The sequence below is a fragment of the Streptomyces sp. NPDC090083 genome (genome assembly GCF_044747445.1).
Lineage (GTDB): Bacteria > Actinomycetota > Actinomycetes > Streptomycetales > Streptomycetaceae > Streptomyces.
Genome location: NZ_JBIVED010000002.1, coordinates 895,030 through 919,047 on the forward strand (window position 1 = coordinate 895,030; position 24,018 = coordinate 919,047).

The following is a 24,018-nucleotide window of genomic DNA, read 5'->3' on the forward strand; positions in this document are numbered from 1 at the left end:
CCCGTGGATCGGGCATACCGTTCTCATGTCGAGAGCGGCACCGGCGACGAGGAAGCCGGTAACGCGTCATTCGGAGGGGAACACCATGAGCGACCTGATGCTGAAGACCGCCGTCGCGACCAAGGCGCGCGTGAACGGCTGGAAGAACACGACCGTCGAGGCCCTGCAGCGCCGCGCGGGCGACAAGGGGCAGACGGCGGTGGAGTACCTGGGGATCATCGCGGTGGTCGTGGCGATCGTGCTGGCGATCACGGGTACGTCCATCGGGTCGACGATCCTGGGCAAGATCACCGGTCTGATCAACCAGGTCGGCAATTGACGCGACCGCGTCGGCACGACGACGCAGGGCAGGCCTTCCCCATCTACATCACGGTGGTGGGAGGTCTGCTCTTCCTTGCGTTGGCGTACTTCGCGGTCGGCCAGGCCACGGTGAACCGGGGCGGCGCCCAGACAGCCGCTGACGCGGCGGCACTGGCGGCGGCGCAGGACACCCGGGACAAGCTCGCGGGTGAGTGGGTGACCGACGTACTCGACCCCACCAAGTGGCAGGACATCTTCGACGGACAGGGCGTGGACTTCGCAGGGTGCGCGCGAGCCGGCCAACTGGCGGCCCAGAACGACGCCGATGTACTGGCGTGCCATTCGGACCCGTTCCGCCTGCGCTACGACGTCGACGTGCAGACCAGGAAGACGATGGGGAAGTCCATCGTGCCCATCACGTCGGGCAAGAGGTCCAAGGCCTCCGCCACGGCCGTCATCGAGCCGCTCTGCGAGTTCAAGCTCCCCGGCGCGGACGCCGGGAGCGCCGTGTTGCCACAGCTCACCTGCGAGGGCGGCAGGAAGTGGGACCTGGACCCGACCGATCTCACCGATCTGCCGGGACCCGAGGACCTCTTCGACGTCCATCTGGCCGACTGACAAGCGAACGACGAGTGACGAAGGAAGCAGAGTGATGAGCGTTCGGATCACTGCGAAGGCCCGCAGGGGGATGGTCGCGCTGACCGTTGCGGCCGGTCTGGCACTCGGTGCGGCCGGCTGCGGCGGGGACGGCGGCAAGAAGCCTGACACCCCGGCGTCCGCCTCGAAGACCAGTGGATCGCAGCCGAGTGCTCAGGAGGGGCAGTCCCAGGCACCTCTCGCCGAACTCAACGGTCCGGACGGGCTGTTGCTCCAGATCACCTCCGCCGATCGCGATTCGGGCGGCTTCGTCACCGTGAACGGCGTCATGAAGAACGACGGTGACAAGTCCGTGGTGATCCCGGTCGCGCTGCGCGGCGACGAGACCGAGATCCTGCGGCACGGGACGTCACTCGGCGGCGCGACACTGGTCGACTCCAAGGCGAAGAAGCGCTATTACGTGCTGCGGGACACGGACGGACGGCCGTTGACGACGACGGACTTCGGGACGCTCGACGCAGGTCAGACCCTGCCGGTCTTCATGCAGTTCCCGGCGCCGCCGTCGACCACGTCCGAGGTCACCATTCAACTGCCCACCTTCGCCAGCGGCACGATCAAGATCTCAGGGTGAGGCCACAGTGACCACCACTCCCCGTCTCGCCCTGGTCGTGACCGCCGCCACGATCATGGTCGCCGCGAACATCGTCGGCGCGGTGGCGGCGCACGCCGACGAAACCCCGGGTGCGAGCGTCCCGCCGGGCACCGAGGCCTCCGCCTCCGCCCCGGTGAAGGTCGACCCGAACGACCCGGACCTCAAGCTCCCCGAGGGCGCCACGCTCGCCGACCCCAAGGTCCTGGACATCAAGTCCGTCGTCGAGGACCAGGGCGGTGAGGAACGCCGTGAGGACACCAACTCGGACGTGACCTTCGCCCTCCAGGCCGAGGTCCTCTTCAGCAAGGACAGCGCCAAGCTGAGCGCCGAGGCGAAGTCCCGTATCGACGCGATCGCCCAGGAGATCAAGAAGCAGAACGCGTCGACGGTCCGCGTCTTCGGCTTCACCGACAACCTCGGCTCGTCGGCCCACGGCGACGTCCTCTCCAGGCAGCGGGCCGACGCCGTGCAGGCGGTCCTGGACGCGGACCTGAACAACCCGAACATCACCTTCGAGGTGCGCGGCTACGGTGAGCAGTACCCGATCGCCGACAACTCCACGGAAGCCGGCCGCAAGAAGAACCGCAGGGTCGAGGTGACGTTCCCGCGCACGGAGAGCTGACGGCGGCCCGAGTCCCCGGACCCACCCGGGACTTGGGCACTGATTTGGGTCCCCGGGCCCATCTCGGGCAGCCGTCCCGTCCCTAACCTCTGGAAGCTCGGAGGCGCTGTTCGTGGCGTCGTGAGCGATGGCGGGGGACGGGGGAGACAGCATGGCCTCGATCGGAGGGGTGCCGGGCGGGCAGGGCGAGTCGGCCGGGCGTCGCGAGATGCCGGTGTCGCTGTCCGCCGCCCTGGTGCTCGTGCACGCGCTCTTCGTGGTCACCGTCGTCGGCGGACTCGGCCTGCTGATGACCGCCGCGTCGTACGACGCCCTGGACGGTCGGATCATCGCCCTCGTCGCCTACGCCGCCGCGCCGGGCGTCCTCGGCTGGTGGCTGGCCCGGCGCAGCTGGGAGGGCGGGGTCCGGGTCCGGCGCGGACTGGGCGCCGTACAGGGCTGGTTGATCCTCGGCGGTGTCGTCAACCTCGCCTCCGGCTCCTCCCGCGGGGGCCTGCAACTGCTCCTTCCGATCCTCGTCCTGTTCCTCCTGACCCGCCCCGAGAGCCGTCAGTGGTACGCGCTCGCCGAGCTGGACCGCGTGGAGCGCCGCCCGTTCTCCCTCGCCCGGCTGATCCGCTGGCGCCGGGACGAGGGACAGACGTCGGTCGAGTACGCCGGGTTCATCGCGATCGTGGCCGCCATCATCACGGCGCTGCTCGTCACGGGTCTCGGCACCCAGGTCTTCACCGGGATCCAGTCGGAGGTCTGCAAGGTCACCGGCATGGCCTGCCCGGGCCCGACCGGCACCGGCACGGACGTCACCGCCGACAAGGGGAGCGGCGGGACCACCAGCGGAGGTTCCACGGACGGCGGTTCCACGGACGGCGGTTCCACGGACGGCGGGACCAGTGGTGGGACCACCGACGGGGGAACCGCCAACGGCGGTACTGCGACCGGCGGTTCCACTGGCTCCACCGGCACGACCGGCGGCACGACCGGCGGTTCAACCGGCTCCACTGGCGGGTCCACCGGTAGCACCACCGGCGGATCCACCGGCACCACCGGTTCCGGCACCACGACCACCACCGACGACCAGGTCCCCGCCTCCACCGACGACAAGGACAACGGCAAAAAGGACGACGGCTGCTTCTCCGGATTCGGTGCCTTCTTCGGCTGTGCAGGCAACCAGGTCAAGCAGGTCGGCCAGGGGCTCGTCGTCGACGGCGTCTGGGGCGACCTCACCGGCATCTACGACATGGTCCGTCACCCGATAGACACCGTGAAGGGCATCGGCGACTACGGGAAGCAGCTCGGGGACGCCTGGTCGGAGAACTCCAAGGACGCGGGCAAGAAGTGGTCCGACGGGGACTACGGCGGTGCCCTCTGGGACTGGACCGGCGCCTCCCTGAAGACGGGCGGAACGGTCCTCTACGACGTGTTCATCGGCGACGACGTGGCCAAGGACTGGAACAACGGCGACAAGACCCGGGCCGTCTCCCACGTCCTCTGGAACGTCGGCTCCCTCTTCATCCCGGGCTACGACGGCGCGAAGGTCGTGGAGAAACTCGGCGACCTGGGCAAGATCGGCAAGCTGGGGAAGCTCGGCAAGTTCGCGGAGGAGGCCGGCAAGGCGGCCGAGGACGCCAAGAAGGCGGCCAAGGCGGGCGATGTCGAGGGCGCGGAGAAGGCGGCGAAGGAGGCCGACGACGCGGCGGACGAGGCCGAGAAGAAGGCCCGCGAGTCCGGCTGCACCATCGGCGCCCCGGCGCGCCGGATCCCGTACGGCGGCGGCGGTGGTTCCGTCCTCGGCGGTACCGGGACCGGCACCACGGTGCTGGCCGCGGGCGCCTCCTCCCCGTACGTCCTGCTGGCCGAGGACGGCTGCGACGAGGACGCCAAGAAGGAGGCGGAGGAGGCCCGCAAGCAGGAGCGGCAGGCCTACCTCGCCAAGAAGCGGGCGGAGGAGCCGGGACGTGCGGCGAAGGCCGCGGCGGCCAAGAAGGAGTACCCCGAGCCCAAGCACGACGACACCTCGGACCCGCGCAACTACAACCCGCCGGACTGGGCCGCCGACCTGAAGGACCACACCCTCGGTTCCGCCGACGGCAGCGACGGCTACTGGGCGAGCCGGGACCGCAACCCCGCGCCCAACTGGAAGAACGAGTCGTGGCTCCGCTACCAGGAGCAGGTCACCGGCACGGTCCGCGGCGAGGAATACGTGGTCCCGTACCCCAAGAAGGGCGTGCCCGACGTCGAGTTCGACGGCTGGGACGCGAGCAGGCAGACCTATCTGGAGGCCAAGAACGGCTACGAGGGCTACCTCTCCAAGTCGAGCAAGGGGGACCTGACCCCGTCCGCGAAGGCCGAGTTCGCCGCCGAGGCGCGGCGGCAGGTGGCGGCGGCGGGCGGCAAGACCGTCGAGTGGCACTTCTCCAACCCGGACGTCGCCAAGGCGGCCAGGCGGGCGTTCCGCGACGAGGGCCTCGACATCAAGGTCGTCTACGAGAAGCAGAAGCCGGTCGGCGGAACGCGGAAGCCGGGGGCGTTCGGTTAGCTCGACTAGGGTGACGGCGCGCCGGGCGCGGACACCGCGGCCGGACCTGCTACGACACCCGCACAGCCACAGCCACAGCCACACGCACAGACACACACCCACCCACTCGCCCGAACGCGCACGCACGCACGCGTGGCCAAAGGGACTACTACGGAGGCGGAGAAGGAGTATGCGACGTCTGGTGAGGGCCTTCTGGGGCCCCAGGGAGGAATCGGTCGAGGAGTTGGCCGGCCGCTGGAGGGCGACGCTGGAGCAGGTCACGCGGCTCCTTCCGCAGGCCGCTCTGCCCACGGAGTGGACCGTGGTCCGCGCGCCCGGCACCGCCTCCCCGGCCGCGCCGGTGCCGTCGGACGAGGGTGGTCTGCGCACCGCCCTCCAGGAGGCGCGGGCCGCCGACGACTGGTCGGAGGGGACCGGCACCGCGCTCCGGCTCACCGCCGCGGGCGCGCCGGGCTGGACGGCCGAGGTGAGCGGACTGGCCGGCGGCGACTCGGGGTTCCTGCTCCAGTCCCTGGTGATCGGCGTCCGCTCGCCCGAGGACGCCGAACCGCCCGGCAGCCTCACCCAACTCCTCGCCGCCCTGGCCGAGTTCTGGCAGCCCGACTTCGGTGACGTGACCGACGACGACGTACTGGACGCGCTGGAGGACGAGGCGGAGTACGGCGTCGGCGACCCCTGCGTGGGCCGGGTCGGCTATCTCTCCCCGGCCCGGGCCGCGTTGGTGCCGGACGACCTGACCGCGCCCCGAACGACCGTCCCCGGCGCGGGCGTTGTCCTCGACATCGCGACGGAGGGCGACGTGGACACCGTGGTGCGCGTCTTCGGACGGCTGCGGGACGCCGGAGCGTTGAGTCCACTGCCGCGCCCCATGGACAGGGCCACGCTGTGACCGCACTCGGCCGGGAACTCCCGGACCTCTACGCGGTGCTCGTCGGACCCGTTCCGGCGGCCGGCCCGACCGTGAGCGAGGGCGACCCGGCCAGGGGGGAGTGGACCCGGACCCGCGGCGAGGGCTTCGTGATCACCCCGCTGTGGGTCGGCAGACCGCTCACCGGCGTCTACGCACCCGAGCGCAACGCGCTGGAGGAGGCGGCCGAGGCCCGACTGTCCTTCCTCGTCGACGAGTTGGACGGCCGCTACGGACCGCACCGCCAAGTCGGCATGCACGTACCGCTCTTCCGCAAGATCGCCGGAGAACCGATGCCGGCGCTGTTCCAAGCCCTGTGCGACGAGGACCTGTTGGGCGACCTCGCGGTCTGGGGACCGGTACCGACCGGCCGCTCGGACAGCCCCGTCCGTCACCTGGCCGTCTCCCTCAGCCAGTCCGACGGCGACGCGCCCATGATCCTGTCCGCCGTCGTCTCCGACCAGCCGGTCGTCGAACTCCCCGAGGACGGCTGACCCCGGCTACTCGGTCTCGACCTCCACCCGGGCCCCGACGTCCAGCCCCCACCCGGCCATGGCCCCCGCCCCGGCCTCCAGCACATGCCGGGACCGGAACCGGGGCAGGCCCAACCGTCCCGGTTTCATGGTGTGGACGGCGACGACCCGCAGGTCCCGGTCCAGGTAGGCCACGTCGATCGGGAACCGCATCCGGAACGTGTGCACGCTGCTCGCCGGTGAGAGCAGCATCGCCCCGTCGATCCCGTCCCGGCCGAGCAGGCCCTTCGTGCGCGCCCGGTAGGAGGTCGCCAGCTCCAGCCGGACGGCGACCTCGTCCGCGGGCCCCCGCACGATCAGCCTGCCGCGCCCGTCGTTCCAGCGTCGTCCCATGTCAGGTCACCTTCCTGCGCCGCTCCGGATCCGGTGCGGACCGACCGTATCCACCCGGGAGTGGGCCCCACATGGGCCCACGGACCCATGTCCCGCGCACATCTGCCTCGGTATCGTCCCCAGGTGCGCCTGATTCTGATCGTCGTGGGTGCCCTGTGGGGCGCGTGGTCGGGCCTCGCGCTGCCCCGCGCCGCCTACCGCCTCTCCGTGGAGCCCGAGGAGCCCTGGAAGGACGGGTGCCCCGACGGCCACCCGATCACCGGCCGCTTCGACGGCTGGCTGGGCCGGGCCCGCTGCACCACCGACATCGCCGACACCAGCGACCCCACCGATGTCACCTGCGGGTTCTACGGTCCCCGCACCCTCCTCGTCGCCGCCGTCACCGCCCTCGTCTGCGCGGTCCTCGCCGCCGCCACCGGCCCCCGCCCCGAACTCGCCGTCTGGCTGCTCGCCGCCCCCGTCGCCGTACTGCTCGCGCTGGTCGACCTCCGGGTCCACCGGCTCCCGGACGTCCTCACCCTCCCGCTCGCCGCGGCCACCCTCACCCTCCTCGGCATCGCGGCCGTACTCCCCGCCGGCGCCGGTTCCTGGCCCACGGCACTGTTCGGCGCGCTCGCCCTCGGGGCCGGCTACGAGGTGCTGTACCTCATCAACCCGGCCGGCATGGGCTTCGGCGACGTGAAACTCGCCCTCGGGCTGGGCGCGGCCCTCGGCTGGTACGGCTGGGCGGTGCTCGTCACGGGCGCCTTCGCGGGAATCCTCTACGGCGCGGTCTACGGCCTCGGCATGGTCGCCCTGCGCCGGGCGGGCCGCAAGACGGCGATTCCGCTGGGGCCGTTCATGCTCGGAGGCGCGTTCACGGGTGTGGTGCTGGGGGCGTTCGCGGTGACGTGAGACGGTGATGGGCCCGGCGGCCGAAGTCCGATGCCCGGCGGGCGACTACGACGAGGTGGTGCAGCCGTGCGGAAGATCAGCTTGATGATGTCCGTGTCCCTCGACGGGTACATGGAGGGACCCGGCCACGACATCGAGTGGCACAGGGTCGACGAGGAACTCCACCAGCACATGAACGACACCCTCACGACCATGGGTGCCTTCCTCGACGGCCGCGTCACGCACGAGCTGATGGCCGACTACTGGCCGCACGCCGACGCGGACCCCGAAGCGCCCGCCGTCATCGCCGAGTTCGCGCGCATCTGGCGGGACATGCCGAAGATCGTGTACTCGCGGACCCTGCCCGGCGGCCCCGCCGCATGGAACACGACCGTCGTGTCCGAGGTCGTCCCCGAAGAGGTACGGGCCCTGAAGGAACAGCCCGGCGGCGACCTGGGACTCGGCGGCGCCGACCTCGCCGCGACCTTCCTCCGGCTCGGCCTCGTCGACGAGATCAAGGTGTACGTCCACCCGATCGTCCTGGGCCGGGGCACGCCCATGTTCCCCGTCTCCGACACCCGCACCCCGCTCCGCCTCACCGAGAGCCGCGCCTTCGGCAACGGCGTCGTCCTGCTGCGCTACGAGCGCGCCGACGCCGACACCGCCCGGGCGTGAAGCTGTTGTCCGGGCCGCTCCGACCAGGTAGGAAGAACCCATGACCGGACTCGGCGCTGTGTTCCGTCCCCAACTCCCTCCCGAGCGGCTGCGCGAGGTGGTCCGCCTCGCCGACGCCTCGGGGCTCGAAGAGCTGTGGCTGTGGGAGGACTGCTTCCGCGAGGGCGGGATCTCTGCCGCCGCCGCCGCGCTCGCGTGGAGCGGGCATGTCCGGGTCGGGATCGGCCTGTTGCCCGTTCCGCTGCGGAACGTCGCCATCACCGCGATGGAAGTCGCCACGCTGGACCGGCTGTTCCCGGGGCGCGCGATCATCGGCGTCGGACACGGGGTGCAGGACTGGATGGGACAGGTCGGCGCCCGCGCCGAGTCCCCGGTGACCCTGCTGCGCGAGCATCTCGACGCGCTGCGCGCCCTGTTGCGCGGCGAACGCCTCACGACCGAGGGCCGCTACGTCAGGCTCGACGACGTCGCTCTCGACTGGCCGCCGGCCGGTCCCGTCGAGATCCTCGCCGGCGCCGGCGGCCCGCGCACCCTGCGCCTCTCCGGCGCGGCGGCCGACGGCACCATCCTCACCTCCAGCACCCCGCCCGACGGCGTCCGCCGGGCCCGCCGGCTCATCGACGAGGGACGTGCGTCGGCCGGCCGCACCGACCCGCACAAGCTCGTCGTCTACCTCCTCACCGCCACCGGCCCCGACGCCGCGGCCCGCCTGCGCGCCGAACTCACCGACGACGGCGTGGAGTCGGTACCCGACCTGGGCGTCGCCGGTGACGCGGCCACCGTGGCGAAGGCCGTCCGGCGCCTCGCGGAAGCCGGCGCCGACACGGTCGTCCTCCAGCCCACCGGCGACGAACCCGACCCGGAGGCCTTCGTGCGCTTCGCGGCGGAGGAGGTCGCGGCGGAGGTCAGGGCACTCGCCCCCTGACGCCCGCGGCGATCGGCCGGGCCCGTCCGCTACCCCGGCCGGTGATCCCCCGCCGACCCGTCGATCAGCTCCCGCACGATGTCCATGTGCCCGGCGTGCCGCGCCGTCTCCTCGATCAGGTGGACCAGCACCCACCGCAGCGACACCGAGTGGTCGCGCCACGGCGGGCGGCCGACGGCGTCCAGCGGCAGCTCCCTGATCGTGCGGTCGGCGGCGGCGCGGGCGCGGCCGTAGAAGGCGACGATCCGTTCCGTCGTCTCGTCCGGGGCCGCGCGCATGTCCTCGCCCTGGTACGCGTCGAACCACAGGGGTTCCACCTCGCGGCCGTAACTCTCCACGAAATAGCCGTACTCCACCGATGCCAGATGCTTCACCAGTCCGAGCAGGCTCGTGCCCGAGGGGGTCATCGGGCGTCTGGCCTGTTCCTCGTCCAGGCCGTCCAGCTTCCACAGGACCGCGTCCCTGACCCGGTCCAGGCTCGCGTGCAGCGTCGCCTTCTCGTCGCCGTGGTGGCGTGCGGCCGTATCCGCGTCGTCGGTCATGCTTCGGAAATTAGCAGCGCCCACCGACACCGCCCTGCGACCATCGCCCCATGGACAACAGCAGGAGCTTCGAGGATCTCGTGGCGGAAGGTGTGGCCGTCCCCACCGAGGGCTGGGACTTCTCGTGGTTCGAGGGCCGGGCCACCGAGGCGCGCCCCTCGTGGGGGTACGCGCGCTCGGCCGGGGACTGCCTCTCGCGCGCGACCACCGCCCTGGACGTGCAGACCGGGGGTGGGGAGGTCTTCGACTTCGCGCTGAGCCGGGCCGCCGCGCAGCCCCCGATGCTGGTCGCCGCCACCGAGGGCTGGCCGCCGAACGTCGCCAAGGCCACCGAACTGCTCCGCTCGCGCGGTGTCGTGGTGGTCGCCGCGGACGAGGACGCCCCGCTGCCCTTCGCCGACGCCGCGTTCGACCTGGTCCTGAGCCGCCACCCGGTCCGCGCCCACTGGCCGGAGATCGCCCGTGTCCTGCGTCCGGGCGGCACGTACTTCGCCCAGCACGTCGGCCCCCGCAGCGCCTTCGAACTCGTCGAGCACTTCGTCGGCCCGCAGCCGGAGGCCGTGAGCGGTGTCCGTGACCCGGAGCGCGAGCGGGCGGGCGCCGAGGCCGCGGGTCTGGAGATCGTCGGCCTGCGGGCCGAGCGGCTGCGCATGGAGTTCCACGACATCGCGGCCGTCGTCCACTTCCTCCGCAAGGTGATCTGGATGGTGCCGGACTTCACGGTCGAGGCCTACGAGCCCCAACTCCGCGCCCTGCACGAGCAGATCGAGGCCGAGGGCCCGTTCGTGGCGCACAGCACCCGCCACCTCTTCGACGCCCGCAAGCCACTCGTCTGACCGTCGGCGGGGCCTCACGGCACGTCCTCGACATGTGCACGGTTTTTCCACATCGTTACCGAGATCGACTCGCGTCAGGACTGTCGCCTCGCGTAAGTTCAGACCAAGGGTAATTCGCGTGAGCAAAGCCGCGCGGTCGGCACCGTGCGGTGGAGGGGGCCGCGCGGTGCCCCGCTCCGTCAAGCGGACGTTCGCTGACGGCGTCACCCCTGCGAGCGACACGCCGACGCGGGACGGAAAACCTCCGCGTTCTCCTCGGAATCCGCTGTGAACCGGCCATGATCAGGGCCGGAATCAAGGCTTCCCCACCCCCTGACGCGTCGTCGGACGGTTTCGGAGAGTAGTTGTCTCCCGCCGATGCACGCAGCATCACTTACGAAGGGTTATGGTGGAAACCCCCCCTCGGGCCGGTCCGTATCCCCCCCACGGACCGGCCCGATTTTTTGTGCCCGGCGACGGGGGGAAACCCCGAGGCGACCTGGAGCCCGCCTGGAGGCGGACCGGACTCGGCCTGGAGGACGCGTCGTGTCCCGCTCGCCTCCCACTCGTCTCCTGCTCGACTCCCGCTCGACTCGCGCTCGCCTCCCGCTGGAGCCCCGCCGGGTCCGACCTTCGTGCCGAACCGGGATGAGCCCAGACACCGCTTGGGGAATCGGCCTCCTGGCGGGGGTAGGCTTCGCAGCCGGGGATTGCCGTCCACGGAGGGGCTGACAACACGTGAACCTGCGCGACACCCTGCGCCGCCTGCTGGTCAGGTTCTACGCACGCAGGGTGGAAGGCCATCTCGATCACGAGCAGGTGCCCAAGCACGTCGGCGTCATCATGGACGGCAACCGGCGCTGGGCGAAGGCGGCCGGCTCCACCACCGTCATGGGACACCGGGCGGGTGCCGAGAAGATCGAGGAGTTCCTCGGCTGGTGCAGCGAGACGGACGTCGAGGTCGTCACCCTGTGGCTGCTGTCGACGGACAACTTCGACCGCCCCCAGGAAGAGCTCGGCCCGCTGCTCGGCATCATCGAGAACGTCGTCTCCTCCCTCGCCGCGGACGGCCGCTGGCGCGTCCACCACGTCGGCACGCTGGACCTGCTGCCGTCCGGGATGCAGTCCGTCCTCAAGGAGGCCCAGGAGTCCACGGCACACGTCGACGGGATACTGGTCAACGTCGCCATCGGCTACGGCGGCCGCCAGGAGATCGCCGACGCGGTCCGCTCGATGATCCTGGACGCCGCCGACAAGGGCACCTCCATGGAGGAGCTCGCCGAGCACGTGGACGTCGACCTCATCGGCAAGCACCTCTACACGGGCGCCCAGCCCGACCCCGATCTGGTGATCCGGACCAGCGGAGAACAGCGGCTGTCCGGATTCATGCTGTGGCAGACGGCCCACTCCGAGTACTACTTCTGTGAGGTCTTCTGGCCGGCCTTCCGGAAGGTCGACTTCCTGCGCGCCATGCGCGACTACGCGGCACGCCACCGCCGCTACGGCGGCTGACACCCGGGGCTTCACGGCCGGGAAGGGCCAGGGACGGCCGAGAACGGGCGGGAACGGCCGGGTGCGGACAACCGGCCGGAGCCGCCCGACCACCCCCGCTGGGGCGGAAGTAACAAGGAGTTCACCAGGGCGCCGTCATGCGCTGTGGCATGGCCGCGCATGTTCGAGGGCATAAGCCAAGCAGGTCGACGCCCGAACCACGGGTGTCGTATCTCAGCGGACGGCACGGGGCCGTCCGCCCGGGAGGCCCTTTGCACCAGCCCGACCGTGCGGTCAGTACGGACGAGACGGAGGGCCGGTTCTCGGCCCGCGCACTGCGGTCCGGACCGGTCCAGCTCCTCTCCGTCGCTCCCCGACCTCTTCCGAGGGGGTACGTCCTTCCGTGGTGACCAGCACAAAGCGCCGTATGCCTGACCGGCGCACCTATGTTCTCGACACCAGCGTTCTGCTGGCCGACCCGAACGCGCTGAGCCGCTTCGACGAGCACGAAGTCGTGCTGCCGATCGTCGTGGTCACAGAGCTGGAGGCCAAGCGGCACCATCCCGAACTCGGCTACTTCGCCCGCCAGGCCCTGCGCCTGCTGGACGAGTTCCGGGTCCGGCACGGTCGCCTCGACGCCCCCATCCCGATCGGGGAACTCGGCGGCACCGTCAGGGTCGAGCTCAACCACTCGGACCCCAGCGTGCTGCCCAGCGGGTACCGCCTGGGGGACAACGACTCCCGCATCCTCGCGGTCGCCCGCAACCTGCAGGCCGAGGGGTACGACGTCACCGTCGTGTCGAAGGACCTTCCGCTCAGGATCAAGGCGTCGTCCGTCGGACTCCTCGCCGAGGAGTACCGCGCGGAACTCGCCATCACGGGCTCGTCCGGCTGGACCGGGATGTCCGAACTGACCCTGCCCGGCGAACAGGTGGACATCCTCTTCGAGGAAGGCCACGTCTTCGTCCCGGAGGCCGCCGACTTCCCCGTCCACACCGGTCTGACGATCCAGTCCGAGCGCGGCAAGGCGCTCGGCCGGGTCACCGCCGAGGGCAACGTCCGCCTCGTGCGCGGCGACCGGGAGGCGTTCGGCATCAAGGGCCGCAGCGCGGAGCAGCGCATCGCGCTGGATCTGCTGCTCGACCCGGACATCGGGATCCTGTCCATGGGCGGCCGGGCCGGCACCGGCAAGTCCGCGCTCGCGCTCTGCGCGGGCCTCGAAGCGGTCCTGGAGCGCCGCCAGCACAAGAAGGTGATGGTCTTCCGGCCGCTGTACGCGGTGGGCGGACAGGAGTTGGGCTATCTGCCCGGCTCCGAGGCCGACAAGATGGGCCCCTGGGCCCAGGCGGTCTTCGACACGCTGTCCGCGGTCACCAGCCGCGAGGTCATCGAGGAGGTCACCGCCCGCGGGATGCTGGAGGTCCTGCCGCTCACCCACATCCGCGGACGCTCGCTGCACGACGCGTTCGTGATCGTGGACGAGGCGCAGTCCCTGGAGCGGAACGTCCTGCTGACCGTCCTGTCCCGGATCGGCGCCAACTCGCGGGTGGTCCTCACCCACGACGTGGCCCAGCGGGACAACCTGAGGGTCGGCCGCTACGACGGTGTCGTCGCCGTGGTGGAGAAGCTGAAGGGTCATCCGCTCTTCGCGCACGTGACCCTCACGAGGTCCGAGAGGTCCCAGATCGCGGCGCTTGTGACCGAAATGCTGGAGGACGGCCAAATCTGAGGTAGTTGCAGGTAAGTTGGCGCCGTCCCGCGAAGCCGAAAAGCTTAGCGGGGCGGCGCTTTGGCGTCCCGCTGTTTCTCGAAATCCCATGGGGCAAACGGGATGTGAGCTTTCACACGCAACTCGGAATTGCCACTCGGCGTCGGGTTACGGCAGAGTCTCATTCCTGTCAGGCCCCGCATACGACACACGTGTACCCCCAGCGGTACGCACCACATGAGCACCATCGCCAACTTCACAGCGACGTCGTATGCCGCCCGCTCTCCACGCGGCGCTCCCCGAGCGGGAGTTGCCCACCGGGCCCGTGCCTCCCGTGACCCCGTAGTTGGGAGGCCAGCGTTCAGGGGCACGATTGCGTCCGCCAGGGTCACCGAAGCGGACGATGCTGGAAGGACACCGTGTGAGCCGGATTTCGGTCCGGGGATTCGCAGTGGCTTCGGCCACCGCGGTCACCGCCGTCGGAAGCGTCGTAGGCGTTGCCTCGGGCAGCGTCGCACAGGCGCAGAACAATGACGCCGAGACGACGGCAGCCGACACCACGCTCCTGGCGGACATCCCCACGGGCCAGCAGGCCCAGGTACAGACCGCCTCCTTGACGCAGCAGGCCGACGCCCAGGCGATCCAGGCCGACGCCAGCGCCAAGAAGGACGCCGAGGAGTCGGCCCGCCTGGCCGCCGCCAAGACCGCCGTCGCCAAGAAGGCGGCTGCCGAGAAGGCGGAGAAGGAAGCCAAGGAGAAGGCCGAGGCCAAGGCCGCGTCCGCCAAGGCAAGCAGCTCCTCGTCGAGCTTCCCCGTGCAGAGCTCCTACACGGTCGCGCAGATCCAGTCGATGGCCGCCTCCATGGTGCCCAGCGGCCAGTTCCAGTGCTTCAGCAACATCGTGGACCACGAGTCCAGCTGGAACTACCGCGCCGTCAACGCCTCTTCCGGCGCCTACGGCCTCTTCCAGGCCCTGCCCGGTTCCAAGATGTCCTCGGTCGGTTCCGACTGGCAGACGAACCCGGCCACCCAGATCAAGTGGGGCCTCAACTACATGGACAGCCGCTACGGCAGCCCGTGCGAGGCCTGGTCCTTCTGGCAGGCGAACAGCTGGTACTAGGTCGGACGCCCGTTCCGGGCCGCTCAACCTCACGAGGCCCCTCCCCGTCATAGGGGGAGGGGCCTTCGCCCTGTACGGTCGGACTCGCAACGACTCCAGGGGGGAGTAGTGGGGCAAGACGGGGGAAGAGGACGCATCATGTCGCGAGTACCAGGATGGCTCGGCAAGGTCGGCGCCGGACTGAGCGAGATGGGGGAGCGGTTGGACGAGCGCCGCGCCGAAGTGGCGAAGGAACACGCCGAGGCCGCGCCCGAACCATCCGCCGAGCACCCCGCACACGCCGAGCCCCGGGAGCCCGTCCCGGTCACCATCGCCCGTGACCGCCCGGACCCCGCGCTCGCCGTGCCCTGGGGTGTGCGCGTCGCCGCCGAGGCCGGCTGGCGGCTGCTGATCCTGGCCGGCACGGTCTGGGTCCTGATGCGCGTCATCAGCGCGGTCCAGCTGGTGGTCCTGGCCTTCGTGGCGGCCCTGCTCATCACGGCCCTGCTCCAGCCGACGGTCGCCCGCCTGATCCGCTACGGCTTCCCGCGCGGCGTCGCCACGGCGCTGACCGCGATCCTCGGCTTCGTCGTGATGGGGCTGATCGGCTGGTTCGTGACCTGGCAGGTCATGGCGAACATCGACAACCTCTCGGACCAGGTCCAGAACGGCGTCGACGATCTGCGCAACTGGCTGCTCAAGGGCCCGTTCCACGTCACCGAGAAGCAGATCAACCAGATCGCGAAGAACCTCCGCGAGGCCATCGGCGCCAACACCGACCAGATCACCTCGGCCGGACTCGAAGGCGTCCAGGTCATCGTGGAGGCCCTGACCGGCATCCTCCTGACGGTCTTCTCGACCCTCTTCCTGCTCTACGACGGCCCGCGCATCTGGCAGTGGTCGCTGAAGCTGGTGCCCGCGGCGGCCCGGCCGGCCATGGCGGGCGCGGGCCCGCGCGCCTGGCGCACGCTGACGGCCTACGTCCGCGGCACGGTGATAGTCGCCCTCATCGACGCCGTCTGCATCGGCATCGGCATCTACTTCCTCGGCGTACCGATGGCCGTGCCGCTGGCCGTGTTCATCTTCCTGTTCTCGTTCATCCCGCTGGTCGGCGCGGTGGCCTCCGGCGCGCTGGCGGTGGTCGTCGCGCTGGTCACCCAGGGCGTGTTCACCGCGCTGATGACGCTGGCGGTGGTCCTGGCGGTGCAGCAGATCGAGGGCCACATCCTCCAGCCGTTCATCCTGGGCCGCGCGGTCCGGGTGCACCCCCTCGCGGTGGTCCTCTCGGTCGCCGCGGGCGGGATGATCGCCGGGATCGGCGGAGCGGTGGTGGCGGTGCCGCTGGTGGCGGTGCTGAACACGGTGGTCGGCTACCTGAAGTCGTACTCCCAGGAACCGGTCCCGCTCCAGTCCCCCCGGCCACGCGGCGCCACGGCGGTGTCCTCGACGCCGGAGGACACCCCGGGCCCGAGCCCGGACCCGGAGCCGTAGAACCCCCTGGGGCTCCGCCCCCAGACCTCCGGGCCCTTGGCCATGGGGGTCTGGGGGCGGAGCCCCGGCAAGCACACGAGGGTCAGCCGACGTCACTCACTGGCCAGGACCGCCTCCGCCTCCAGCGTCACCCCGACCGCCTCCACGACCGCCGCGATCTTGAACGCCTCCTGGATCACCTCGCGCTCGACACCCGCCTTGCGCAGCACCTGTTCGTGCGAGTCGAGGCACATCCCGCACCCGTTGATCGCGGACACGGCGAACGACCACAGCTCGAAGTCGACCTTGTCGACCCCGGGGTTGCCGATGACGTTCATGCGCAGGCCCGCGCGCAGGCTGCCGTACTCGTGGTCGGACAGGAGATGGCGCGTCCGGTAGAAGACGTTGTTCATCGCCATGATCGCGGCGGCGGACCTGGCCGCGCCGTACGCCTCGGGCGACAGGTTGGCCTTCGCCTCGGGCGCCAACTCCCGCAGTACCAGCGGAGAGCGCGAGGCGATCGCCGTGGCCAGGACCGTGCCCCACAGCTGCTGGGCCGGCAGGTCGGAGTTGCCGATGACCGAACCGAGGTTGAGCTTCAGGTCCTTGGCGTAGTCCGGTATGGCGGACTTCAGGGTGTCCAATGACATCTCAGGTCACTCCCCGGCGAGCAGCGCGCCCGCGTCCAGGGTGTCGTCGCCCTTGGTCCAGTTGCACGGGCAGAGCTCGTCCGTCTGGAGCGCGTCGAGGACCCGGAGGACCTCCTTCGGGTTACGGCCGACGGAGCCCGCGGTCACCATGGAGAACTGGATCTCGTTGTTCTGGTCCACGATGAACACCGCGCGCTTGGCGAAGCCGTCCTCGCCCTCGATGCCGAGGTCGCGCATCAGCTCGTGCTTGGAGTCGGCGAGCATCGGGAACGGCAGGTCGCGCAGGTCGTCGTGGTCCTTGCGCCAGGCGTGGTGGACGAACTCGGAGTCGCCGGAGAAGCCGAGCACCTGGGCGTCACGGTCGGCGAACTCGTCGTTCAGCTTCCCGAAGGCGGCGATCTCGGTGGGGCACACGAAGGTGAAGTCCTTGGGCCACGCGAAGACGATCTTCCACTGGCCCTCGTAGGTCTTGTGGTCGATCTGCCGGAACTCCTTGCCCTTCTCCAGCGAGACACAGGCGGTCAGATCGAACGACGGGAACTTGTCACCGACAGTGAGCACACGCACTCCTTGCAACGGAGAAACACCCGGACGAAAAGGGCGCTTCTCGTGGGTTGGTCGGCCCTGATCCTGGCACAACGTGCATTGATTGTGGAAATAGCTACACTGGGTCGTGTTGATCGGAGGCGGTTATCAGTGACCGTTAGTAATACGAGTAAGAGGCGCCAGCCCAGCCTCGCGCAGCTGCGCGCCTTCTCCGCGGTCGCCGAGCACCTCCACTTCCGGGACGCCGCCGCCGCGATCGGCATGAGCCAGCCCGCCCTCTCCGGTGCCGTCGCCGCGCTGGAGGAGACCCTCGGGGTCACCCTCCTGGAGCGCACCACCCGCAAGGTGCTGCTGTCGCCCGCCGGGGAGCGGCTCGCCGTCCGGGCGAAGGCGGTGCTGGACGAGGTCGTGGCGCTCCTTGAGGAGGCGGAGGCGGTGCGGGCACCGTTCACCGGGGCGCTGCGGCTCGGGGTCATCCCGACCGTCGCGCCCTATCTGCTGCCGACCGTGCTGCGGCTGGCGCACGACCGGTACCCGGACCTCGACCTCCAGGTGCACGAGGAGCAGACCGCGAACCTGCTGGAGGGGCTGACCACCGGACGGCTCGACCTGCTGCTGCTCGCCGTGCCGCTCGGAGTGCCCGGGGTGGTCGAACTCCCGCTGTTCGACGAGGACTTCGTGCTCGTCACCCCGCTCGGTCACCCCCTCGGCGGCCGGTCCGGCATCCCGCGCGACGCGCTGCGCGAGCTGAACCTGCTGCTGCTCGACGAAGGGCACTGCCTGCGCGACCAGGCGCTCGACATCTGCCGGGAGGCCGGGCGGGCGGACGCCCCGGTGACCACGACCGCGGCCGGGCTGTCCACGCTGGTGCAGCTGGTCGCCGGCGGACTCGGCGTCACCCTGCTGCCGCGCACCGCCGTCCGCGTCGAGACCACCCGCAGCGACCGGCTCCTCACCGGCTACTTCCAAGAGCCCGCCCCGACCCGCCGGATCGCCCTCGCGATGCGCACCGGCGCGGCCCGCCGCGCCGAGTACCAGGAGCTGGCCGCCGCCCTCCGTGAGGCGCTACGGCCGCTGCCGGTCCGGGTGCTGGGCGCCGACCGGCCCGTACCGGCCGACAACTGACCCGCCTCCGATCGGTCAAATGAGCGTCGTACGAAGGAAGTCGAACGGCGGGAATTCTCAACTTCCGTCACCCGCAGGCAGGTAGGAAGAACCCGTCCTGAATATGCGCCCGGACTGATAAACCTTCACCCCTCAGCGCTACACGTCAGTTGCGTGTACGAAAAGCCTAGGGGAGTGATGTCGGGCATTCGGGATTCCCTCGGCCGGGTCGGTCACGACCTGCTCGCGCGGGCTCTCGCGGACTGCGGACGCGAGGAGTTCACCGGGGGACTGCGGGTGTCCGGGAGACCCGGCGGCACCTTCCATCTGCGCGGTGGCCTCGTCATCGCCGTGGAGAGTCCGGGCGCTCCCGGCCCGGAAGCGCTGCTGCTGCGCTCCGGTCGGATCAGCGGGGACCAATGGGCCGACCTGGTACGGGAGTCGGGCGGGTCGCGCTGGCCGCTGGAGGGGCTGATCGCCCACGGGTACGCGGGCGCCGCCCAGTTGCGGATCGTGTGCGTGCTGGCCCTGCACGACGCGGCCTTCGCGGTCGCCTCCGGAGACATCGACGACTGCCAACGCGCCCCGGACATCAGGCCGTTCGCCCCGGTCACGCTCGGCGAGCCGCCGGTCCGGCTGCTCCAGGACGCGGCCCGCAAGCTTGCCGCGCTCGCCGCGCTGCCGTATCCCGTACGCCCCGACCGGGAGCGCCCGAGGCCTCCCGCGCGGCTGCTCGACGAGGCCGGACTCGGGCTGCTGCAACGGGAGTTGCTCGCCCATGCCGACGGGCGCAGGACCGCCCGCGATCTCGCGTTCCGTGCCGGGCGCGGGGTCTACCCGGTCACCGCCGAGGTCGCGCGGATGCTCGCCGAGGGACTGCTGGAGTGCGCGGACACCCCCGTGCCGATCCCGGTGCTGCTGCCCGACGAGCCCGACGCGTTCGCCGTGCGCCGCCGTGAGCAACCGGCGCCCCCGCCCGCGCGGTTCACCGCGCCCGCCGAGCTGCCCCGCCGCAATCCGGGCGCCAGCGGAATCACCGAAACTCTCGTCCCCGAGAAGAACGGGGCGGGTTGGAAAGGGTTCTTCCGGCTGCGGAACGGAACCGCCAGATGACCCCGATGGACAAACGCGATCAGTTTCAGGGGAGTTGAGTAAGTGGATCACAAAGCCCTGGCTTTGGAAATGCGCGAACTGCGGGAAAAGGTGACCGGTATCACCGACACCGCGCTCACGGCGGCCGACGGACTGCTCATCGCGGCCGACACCGCCGCCTCGATCGACCCGGAGGCCCTCGCCGCGCTGGCGGCGGCCGGTCTGGGTCTGGCCCGGCGCACCGCCGAGGCCACCGACCGCGGCACGCTGCGCCAGACCGTGACGTACGGCAGTCACGGCTGCGCCGTGACCTACGCCGTCGGCGACACCGCGCTGATGGTGGTGCTCGGCGACGAGGGGATGGACGTGGACCGGCTGCATCTCGCGGCCCGGCCGACGCTCGACCGCATCGAGTCGATCCTCGCCGAGAAGGCGTCAGAAGGAGTGTGAAGGGATGGCGACGAAACGTATGACCCCAGGATTCTCCGACCAGGTGATGGGCCTGGTCAAAACCCTCAGGACCGATGCCCCCGACTGTGTGGCCTCGGGCGTGGTCGACATGGCCACCGGCATGCTGCTGTCGTACGAGACCATCGACAACCACCCGCCAGAGGTCCTCGACCTGCTGGCGGGTGCGACCCTCGACCTGTTCCAGGGGCGGACGGTCGTGATGATCGAGGACGTCTTCAAGGAGCGTCGCGGGATCACCAGTGACCACCACTTCTTCCAGGAGATCCTCGTCAACAGCGAGAACCTCACCCATCTGTTCGTGCGGATGACCGAGCAACAGGACGTCGTCGCCGTGGTGGTCTGCCGCAAGTCGGTGAACGTGGGCATGCTCTTCGCCCAGGTCCGGCGCGTGGTGCGGGAGTACGGACTCTGACGAGGGCGGGCGGACGGACTGCGGACGGGACTGCTCCTACTCCGTGCGCAGCCCGTCCGGCCGCATCATCCGCAGCAGCGGCGGCAGGCTCAGCAGGGTCACCGCCAGGACGACCCCCGCGCCGATGCCGGACATCGCCAGCACGCTCGACCAGTCGATGCGGATCTTCGTAGCGCTCATCTTCAGCAGCACCGCGCCCAGCGTCAGCCCCACCGCCGTGGCCAGGACCAGGCCCAGGGCGACCGGGATCGCCGTCTGCCACAGCACCGACAGGCTCAGCGTGCGCCGCCGGGTGCCGAAGGCGACCAGCGCCGACAGCAGCTTCTTGCGCTCACGCAACTGCTCCAGCTGCGACACCAGCAGACTCGCCCCGATGAGCAGCAGCACACAGGAGGCGCCGACGAACAGCCCGGTACGGATCGAGCGGAACTGCCGGGACTGCTCACTGCCCACCAGCGAGTACGCGTCCGCCAGCGGGTCCATCCGCGCCACGGTGTTCCGTACGTACTCGGTCGCGTCCGGCACCGACGGATCCAGCGAGACGTACGCCTTCTGGGTCAGCCCCTTCGCCGCCCGCGCGGGCAGTGCTCCCGAGGTGAACAGCAGGCCGTCGCGCGCGTACCCGGTCGGGTCCTTGCGGTGGGCCGCCTGCTTGATCCCGGCCGGTACCTTCCACGCGGTCGGTGCGGTCGGCAGGGTGTCGTACATCGGGTCGAGGTAGACCGTGTTGCCCGCCTTGGCCACGCGTCGCGTCTGGTCGTCGTACTCGCCGCCCTCGATCCGGAAGACGTCGCCGTCGCGGCAGCTCGTCAGGGCGGCCACCTCGCGCAGTTCGGCGCAGCTGCCGACGGTCACCTCCAGCTCGTCGTCCGGGTTCCGCGCCCGGTTGCCGACCGAGGTGATCGAGATCGCCCACGCTTCGCGCACGCCCTTGGTGTCCTTGAGCCGGCGGCCGACCTCGTCCAGCGGGGTCGTGCCGGAGACGGAGGCCTCCATCTGGGCCCGGGTGAGATCGTTGGCGGTCTGCTTGGTGTAGTCGCCCTGGACGCCGGCGAACAGCATCTGCAGGGCGATCGCCCCGGCCACCGCGACCGCGATGCCGTTGACCATCCTGGCGGCCGTACCACTGCTCAACTGGAGCCTGCGGACGGCGAGCTGCCAGGAGACCGAGCCGGAGTTCAGCCGGACCACGGTGGCCTCGACGACCCAGGGCAGCAGCGCGGTGACGCCGACCAGCAGCAGCACCGTGCCGCCGATCACCAGCCACTGGTTGAAGTCGCCGTTCGTGTTGCCCTTGCCGGTCATCGGATAGAGCATCCCCAGGCCGACCAGCGGCATCAGCAGCCGCCACCACAGCCGGCGGCGCGGCGGCTTCGCCTTGCGCACCACACCGAGCGGTTCGATGACGACCCCGCGCAGCGCCAGCAGCGTCACCAGGACGGCCGCGGCCGGTACGGCGACGGCCACCAGCAGGGCGAGCGCGGGCGACGGATCGAGATCGCTGGAGAACACGCTGATGTCCCGCACGTCCACGAGGGTCGCCAACTGCCGCCCCGCGAGGAAGAACCCGGTGCCGAAGACGAGCCCGAGGAGCGCCCCCGCGAGCGCCTCGCCGCCCGCGATCCGGCGCGCCATCCGCCCGTCCGCCCCGACCAGCCGCAGCGCCGCGAGCCGCCGGTCCCGGCGCTCGCCGCCGAAGCGCACCGCCGCGGCGATGAACACGGCGACCGGCAGCAGCAGGACGACGAAGACCATCACGATCAGCAGGAGCAGGATCGGGTCCAGCTTGTCCGGCTGGGTGTGGGCGGAGGGCCCGAAGTAGTCGATGCGCTCGACCTTGCCGCCGGCCAGGTGCTGCTCAAGGCCCGTCCCGCCCGCGTAGTAGGCGAGTTCGGCGGGTCCGATGAGCCCGGTGTGCGCGATCGTGCCGGTGACCCGGTACGGCAGCCGCTCGCGCAGCAGCTTCCCGGAGTCGGACGTGAGGAGCTTGTCCAGGGCGGGGGAGACCACCATCTCGCCGGGCGCCGGGAACGCCTTGACGCCCGGCGGCAGCGGCGCCTTGGACCCCTCCGGCTGCAGCAGCCGGCCGCGGACGTCCTTGTCGTGGAAGGAGGTGTCCCGGTCGGCGACGACGACGGTGTCGTCCGCCTTCGGCAGCAGTTTCCCGCCGTAGGTGAAGTCCTGCCGGGCGCTGCCGCGTTCGTCGCGGTTGGCCAGCGCGTTCGGCACGGCCGTGGTGAGCAGCAGCAGCGCCACCCCGAGCCCGACGCCGACGGCCGTCAGGATGGCCCGTACCCAGCCCTCGCGCCCGCCGCCGAAGGCGAACCGTATGCCCATGGCCAGGTCGGCCGCCCATTGCCGGGTGTTCATACGATGCGCTCCATGTCCCTGGACTTGCCGTCCCGTACGACGATCTCGCGGTCCGAGTAGGCGGCCACCCGTGCCTCGTGCGTGACCAGCACGACGGCCGCGTTGGTCGACCGGGCCGCCTCGGTCAGCAGCTCCATCACCCGCTCGCCGTTGAGCGAGTCGAGCGCGCCGGTCGGCTCGTCGGCGAACAGCACCCGCGGTCCGGTGACCAGCGAGCGGGCCACGGCGACGCGCTGCCCCTGGCCGCCGGAGACCTCACCGGGCCGCTTCTTGGCGAGGTCGTCGACCTCCAGCCGCTCCATCCAGCCGAGCGCGGTCCGCTCGGCCTCCTTGCGGTGGGTGCCGTTCAGCCGCAGCGGCAGCGCCACGTTCTCGACGCAGGTCAGTTCGGGCACCAACTGGCCGAACTGGAAGACGAACCCGAACTCCGAGCGGCGCAGCGCGCTGCGCTGTGCGTCGCTCATGGTCGCCATCTCCTGCCCGTTGTAGGTGATCGAGCCCGAGTCGGGTGGCACGATCCCGGCGAGGCAGTGCAGCAGCGTCGACTTCCCGGACCCGGAGGGCCCCATCACGGCGACGACCTCGCCGGGATGGATGGAGAACTCGGCGCCGTCGAGCGCGGTCGTCGGGCCGTAGGCCTTGCGCAGCTCATGGGCCGCGAGCAGGGAACCGGCGGGATGTGTCGTCACTTGGCCACCACCTCGGCGAGCTTGTCGAGGCGCGCGGCGGTGAGTTCCAGCCACCGCAGGTCGGCCTCCAGATGGAAGAGGGCGTGGTCGCAGATCAGCTGGTCCGCGAGATCGCCCGTGCGCTTGCGGTCGGTGAGGATCCGCATGCTGCGCAGATGCTCGGAGCGCTGCACGTCGAGGATCTCCGCCGCGTTGCGGTGGGTCAGCAGCGCGAGGACGACCTTGGTGTAGAGGGCCGACTGCAGATACGGCTCGGGCTTCTCCGGCGTCGCGAGCCACTGCTGGACGTCGGTGATCCCGGCGTCGGTGATCGCGTACCGCTTGCGCTCGGGCCCGCCGCCCGCCTCGATGCCGTCGACCTCGACGAGGCCGTTCTTCAGCAGTCGGGACATCGTCGAGTAGACCTGGCCGTAGTGCAGCGGCCGGTCGTGACCGAACTTCTCGTCGAAGGCGCGCTTCAGGTCGTAACCGTGACGCGGGCCGGACTCCAGGAGTCCCAGGAGGGTGTGACCGATGGACATGCCGAGCACTCTACACACGGGGTATACGCGGTGTGTATACGCACCGTGTGTAGATCATGGCGGGGGGTGCGGAGGCGCAGGTGGA

At 70.6% G+C, this 24,018-nt stretch carries 26 protein-coding genes; 19 read left to right on the forward strand and 7 right to left on the reverse strand.

The annotated features are described in order from the left end of the window. Nucleotides 1–85: 85 nt before the first annotated feature. From ACIPTO_RS09840 to ACIPTO_RS09870, 7 genes are all read left to right on the forward strand, one after another. Nucleotides 86–319 carry a Flp family type IVb pilin gene (locus ACIPTO_RS09840; RefSeq protein WP_329553133.1) on the forward strand — a complete coding sequence of 78 codons (234 nt, stop codon included), beginning with the start codon at nt 86–88 and terminating at the stop codon, nt 317–319. After that, on the forward strand, nt 316–918 hold the full coding sequence (locus ACIPTO_RS09845) for a pilus assembly protein TadG-related protein (RefSeq protein ID WP_401190537.1): 603 nt from the start codon (nt 316–318) through the stop codon (nt 916–918). The genes ACIPTO_RS09840 and ACIPTO_RS09845 overlap by 4 nt, the downstream gene beginning before the upstream one ends. Before the next feature lie 34 nt (nt 919–952). After that, nucleotides 953–1,528: a hypothetical protein gene (locus ACIPTO_RS09850; protein WP_366315979.1), complete on the forward strand. Its 576-nt coding sequence runs from the start codon at nt 953–955 to the stop codon at nt 1,526–1,528. 55 nt (nt 1,529–1,583) lie between these two features. Further along, a complete protein-coding gene (locus ACIPTO_RS09855) occupies nt 1,584–2,171 on the forward strand; it encodes an OmpA family protein (protein ID WP_401190861.1) in 588 nt (195 codons plus the stop codon). Between the two features lie 151 nt (nt 2,172–2,322). Continuing rightward, entirely contained in the window at nt 2,323–4,707 is a 2,385-nt protein-coding gene (locus ACIPTO_RS09860) for a Tox-REase-5 domain-containing protein (RefSeq protein WP_401190539.1), read from the forward strand. A 169-nt stretch (nt 4,708–4,876) separates the two neighbouring features. Beyond that, complete coding sequence (locus tag ACIPTO_RS09865; RefSeq protein WP_401190541.1) at nt 4,877–5,596, forward strand: hypothetical protein; 720 nt, start codon at nt 4,877–4,879, stop codon at nt 5,594–5,596. Beyond that, nucleotides 5,593–6,108 carry a hypothetical protein gene (locus ACIPTO_RS09870; protein ID WP_401190543.1) on the forward strand — a complete coding sequence of 172 codons (516 nt, stop codon included), beginning with the start codon at nt 5,593–5,595 and terminating at the stop codon, nt 6,106–6,108. Before ACIPTO_RS09865 ends, ACIPTO_RS09870 begins: the two co-directional genes overlap by 4 nt. A 6-nt stretch (nt 6,109–6,114) precedes the next feature. Here ACIPTO_RS09870 and ACIPTO_RS09875 read toward each other — a convergent pair whose 3' ends face one another. Then, entirely contained in the window at nt 6,115–6,480 is a 366-nt protein-coding gene (locus ACIPTO_RS09875; protein ID WP_366315970.1) for a DUF192 domain-containing protein, read from the reverse strand. 123 nt (nt 6,481–6,603) lie between these two features. On the opposite strand from ACIPTO_RS09875, the gene ACIPTO_RS09880 reads away from it, so the two are divergent. The 3 genes from ACIPTO_RS09880 (at nt 6,604) to ACIPTO_RS09890 (ending at nt 8,953) form a co-directional block, all read left to right on the forward strand. Further along, a complete protein-coding gene (locus tag ACIPTO_RS09880; protein ID WP_401190545.1) occupies nt 6,604–7,374 on the forward strand; it encodes a prepilin peptidase in 771 nt (256 codons plus the stop codon). 66 nt (nt 7,375–7,440) lie between these two features. Further along, nucleotides 7,441–8,028 (forward strand): dihydrofolate reductase family protein, encoded by a 588-nt coding sequence (locus ACIPTO_RS09885; protein WP_401190547.1) that lies wholly within the window; start codon nt 7,441–7,443, stop codon nt 8,026–8,028. 40 nt (nt 8,029–8,068) lie between these two features. Next, nucleotides 8,069–8,953: an LLM class flavin-dependent oxidoreductase gene (locus ACIPTO_RS09890; protein WP_401190549.1), complete on the forward strand. Its 885-nt coding sequence runs from the start codon at nt 8,069–8,071 to the stop codon at nt 8,951–8,953. Between the two features lie 29 nt (nt 8,954–8,982). Here ACIPTO_RS09890 and ACIPTO_RS09895 read toward each other — a convergent pair whose 3' ends face one another. Next, nucleotides 8,983–9,495 carry a DinB family protein gene (locus ACIPTO_RS09895; RefSeq protein WP_366315962.1) on the reverse strand — a complete coding sequence of 171 codons (513 nt, stop codon included), beginning with the start codon at nt 9,493–9,495 and terminating at the stop codon, nt 8,983–8,985. A gap of 50 nt (nt 9,496–9,545) precedes the next feature. Between ACIPTO_RS09895 and ACIPTO_RS09900 the strand changes: the two genes are divergently transcribed. The 5 genes from ACIPTO_RS09900 to ACIPTO_RS09920 all read left to right on the forward strand — a co-directional run bounded on the left by ACIPTO_RS09900 (nt 9,546) and on the right by ACIPTO_RS09920 (nt 16,099). After that, nucleotides 9,546–10,331: a class I SAM-dependent methyltransferase gene (locus ACIPTO_RS09900; RefSeq protein ID WP_401190552.1), complete on the forward strand. Its 786-nt coding sequence runs from the start codon at nt 9,546–9,548 to the stop codon at nt 10,329–10,331. A 717-nt stretch (nt 10,332–11,048) separates the two neighbouring features. Continuing rightward, nucleotides 11,049–11,822, forward strand: a complete 774-nt coding sequence (locus ACIPTO_RS09905) for an isoprenyl transferase (protein WP_328829365.1) — start codon at nt 11,049–11,051, stop codon at nt 11,820–11,822. A gap of 382 nt (nt 11,823–12,204) precedes the next feature. Next, nucleotides 12,205–13,530, forward strand: a complete 1,326-nt coding sequence (locus tag ACIPTO_RS09910; RefSeq protein ID WP_366315958.1) for a PhoH family protein — start codon at nt 12,205–12,207, stop codon at nt 13,528–13,530. Nucleotides 13,531–13,912: 382 nt separating this feature from the next. Further along, nucleotides 13,913–14,629 (forward strand): lytic transglycosylase domain-containing protein, encoded by a 717-nt coding sequence (locus ACIPTO_RS09915; protein ID WP_328829362.1) that lies wholly within the window; start codon nt 13,913–13,915, stop codon nt 14,627–14,629. 138 nt (nt 14,630–14,767) lie between these two features. Further along, complete coding sequence (locus ACIPTO_RS09920; RefSeq protein WP_401190555.1) at nt 14,768–16,099, forward strand: AI-2E family transporter; 1,332 nt, start codon at nt 14,768–14,770, stop codon at nt 16,097–16,099. Between the two features lie 92 nt (nt 16,100–16,191). Here the strand turns inward: ACIPTO_RS09920 and ACIPTO_RS09925 are convergent, their stop codons facing one another. Both ACIPTO_RS09925 and ACIPTO_RS09930 read right to left on the reverse strand, forming a co-directional pair. Continuing rightward, the gene (locus ACIPTO_RS09925) at nt 16,192–16,728 is read right to left on the reverse strand and encodes an alkyl hydroperoxide reductase (RefSeq protein WP_401190557.1); all 537 of its coding nucleotides are present in this window, start codon (nt 16,726–16,728) and stop codon (nt 16,192–16,194) included. Between the two features lie 6 nt (nt 16,729–16,734). Continuing rightward, complete coding sequence (locus ACIPTO_RS09930; RefSeq protein ID WP_366315952.1) at nt 16,735–17,289, reverse strand: peroxiredoxin; 555 nt, start codon at nt 17,287–17,289, stop codon at nt 16,735–16,737. A gap of 135 nt (nt 17,290–17,424) precedes the next feature. On the opposite strand from ACIPTO_RS09930, the gene ACIPTO_RS09935 reads away from it, so the two are divergent. The 4 genes from ACIPTO_RS09935 to ACIPTO_RS09950 all read left to right on the forward strand — a co-directional run bounded on the left by ACIPTO_RS09935 (nt 17,425) and on the right by ACIPTO_RS09950 (nt 20,353). Then, nucleotides 17,425–18,399 carry a LysR substrate-binding domain-containing protein gene (locus tag ACIPTO_RS09935; protein WP_401190559.1) on the forward strand — a complete coding sequence of 325 codons (975 nt, stop codon included), beginning with the start codon at nt 17,425–17,427 and terminating at the stop codon, nt 18,397–18,399. Nucleotides 18,400–18,576: 177 nt separating this feature from the next. Continuing rightward, the gene (locus ACIPTO_RS09940) at nt 18,577–19,491 is read left to right on the forward strand and encodes a MarR family transcriptional regulator (protein ID WP_401190561.1); all 915 of its coding nucleotides are present in this window, start codon (nt 18,577–18,579) and stop codon (nt 19,489–19,491) included. A gap of 69 nt (nt 19,492–19,560) precedes the next feature. Then, nucleotides 19,561–19,920: a roadblock/LC7 domain-containing protein gene (locus ACIPTO_RS09945; RefSeq protein ID WP_352180952.1), complete on the forward strand. Its 360-nt coding sequence runs from the start codon at nt 19,561–19,563 to the stop codon at nt 19,918–19,920. Nucleotides 19,921–19,924: 4 nt separating this feature from the next. Next, nucleotides 19,925–20,353 (forward strand): hypothetical protein, encoded by a 429-nt coding sequence (locus tag ACIPTO_RS09950; RefSeq protein ID WP_317887102.1) that lies wholly within the window; start codon nt 19,925–19,927, stop codon nt 20,351–20,353. 36 nt (nt 20,354–20,389) lie between these two features. Here the strand turns inward: ACIPTO_RS09950 and ACIPTO_RS09955 are convergent, their stop codons facing one another. The 3 genes from ACIPTO_RS09955 to ACIPTO_RS09965 are packed head-to-tail and all read right to left on the reverse strand — an operon-like array spanning nt 20,390 to nt 23,933. Then, entirely contained in the window at nt 20,390–22,723 is a 2,334-nt protein-coding gene (locus tag ACIPTO_RS09955; RefSeq protein ID WP_401190564.1) for an ABC transporter permease, read from the reverse strand. Beyond that, nucleotides 22,720–23,412 (reverse strand): ABC transporter ATP-binding protein, encoded by a 693-nt coding sequence (locus ACIPTO_RS09960; RefSeq protein WP_266772048.1) that lies wholly within the window; start codon nt 23,410–23,412, stop codon nt 22,720–22,722. Before ACIPTO_RS09960 ends, ACIPTO_RS09955 begins: the two co-directional genes overlap by 4 nt. Beyond that, nucleotides 23,409–23,933, reverse strand: a complete 525-nt coding sequence (locus ACIPTO_RS09965; protein ID WP_366315944.1) for a PadR family transcriptional regulator — start codon at nt 23,931–23,933, stop codon at nt 23,409–23,411. The genes ACIPTO_RS09960 and ACIPTO_RS09965 overlap by 4 nt, the downstream gene beginning before the upstream one ends. Between the last annotated feature and the right edge of the window lie 85 nt (nt 23,934–24,018).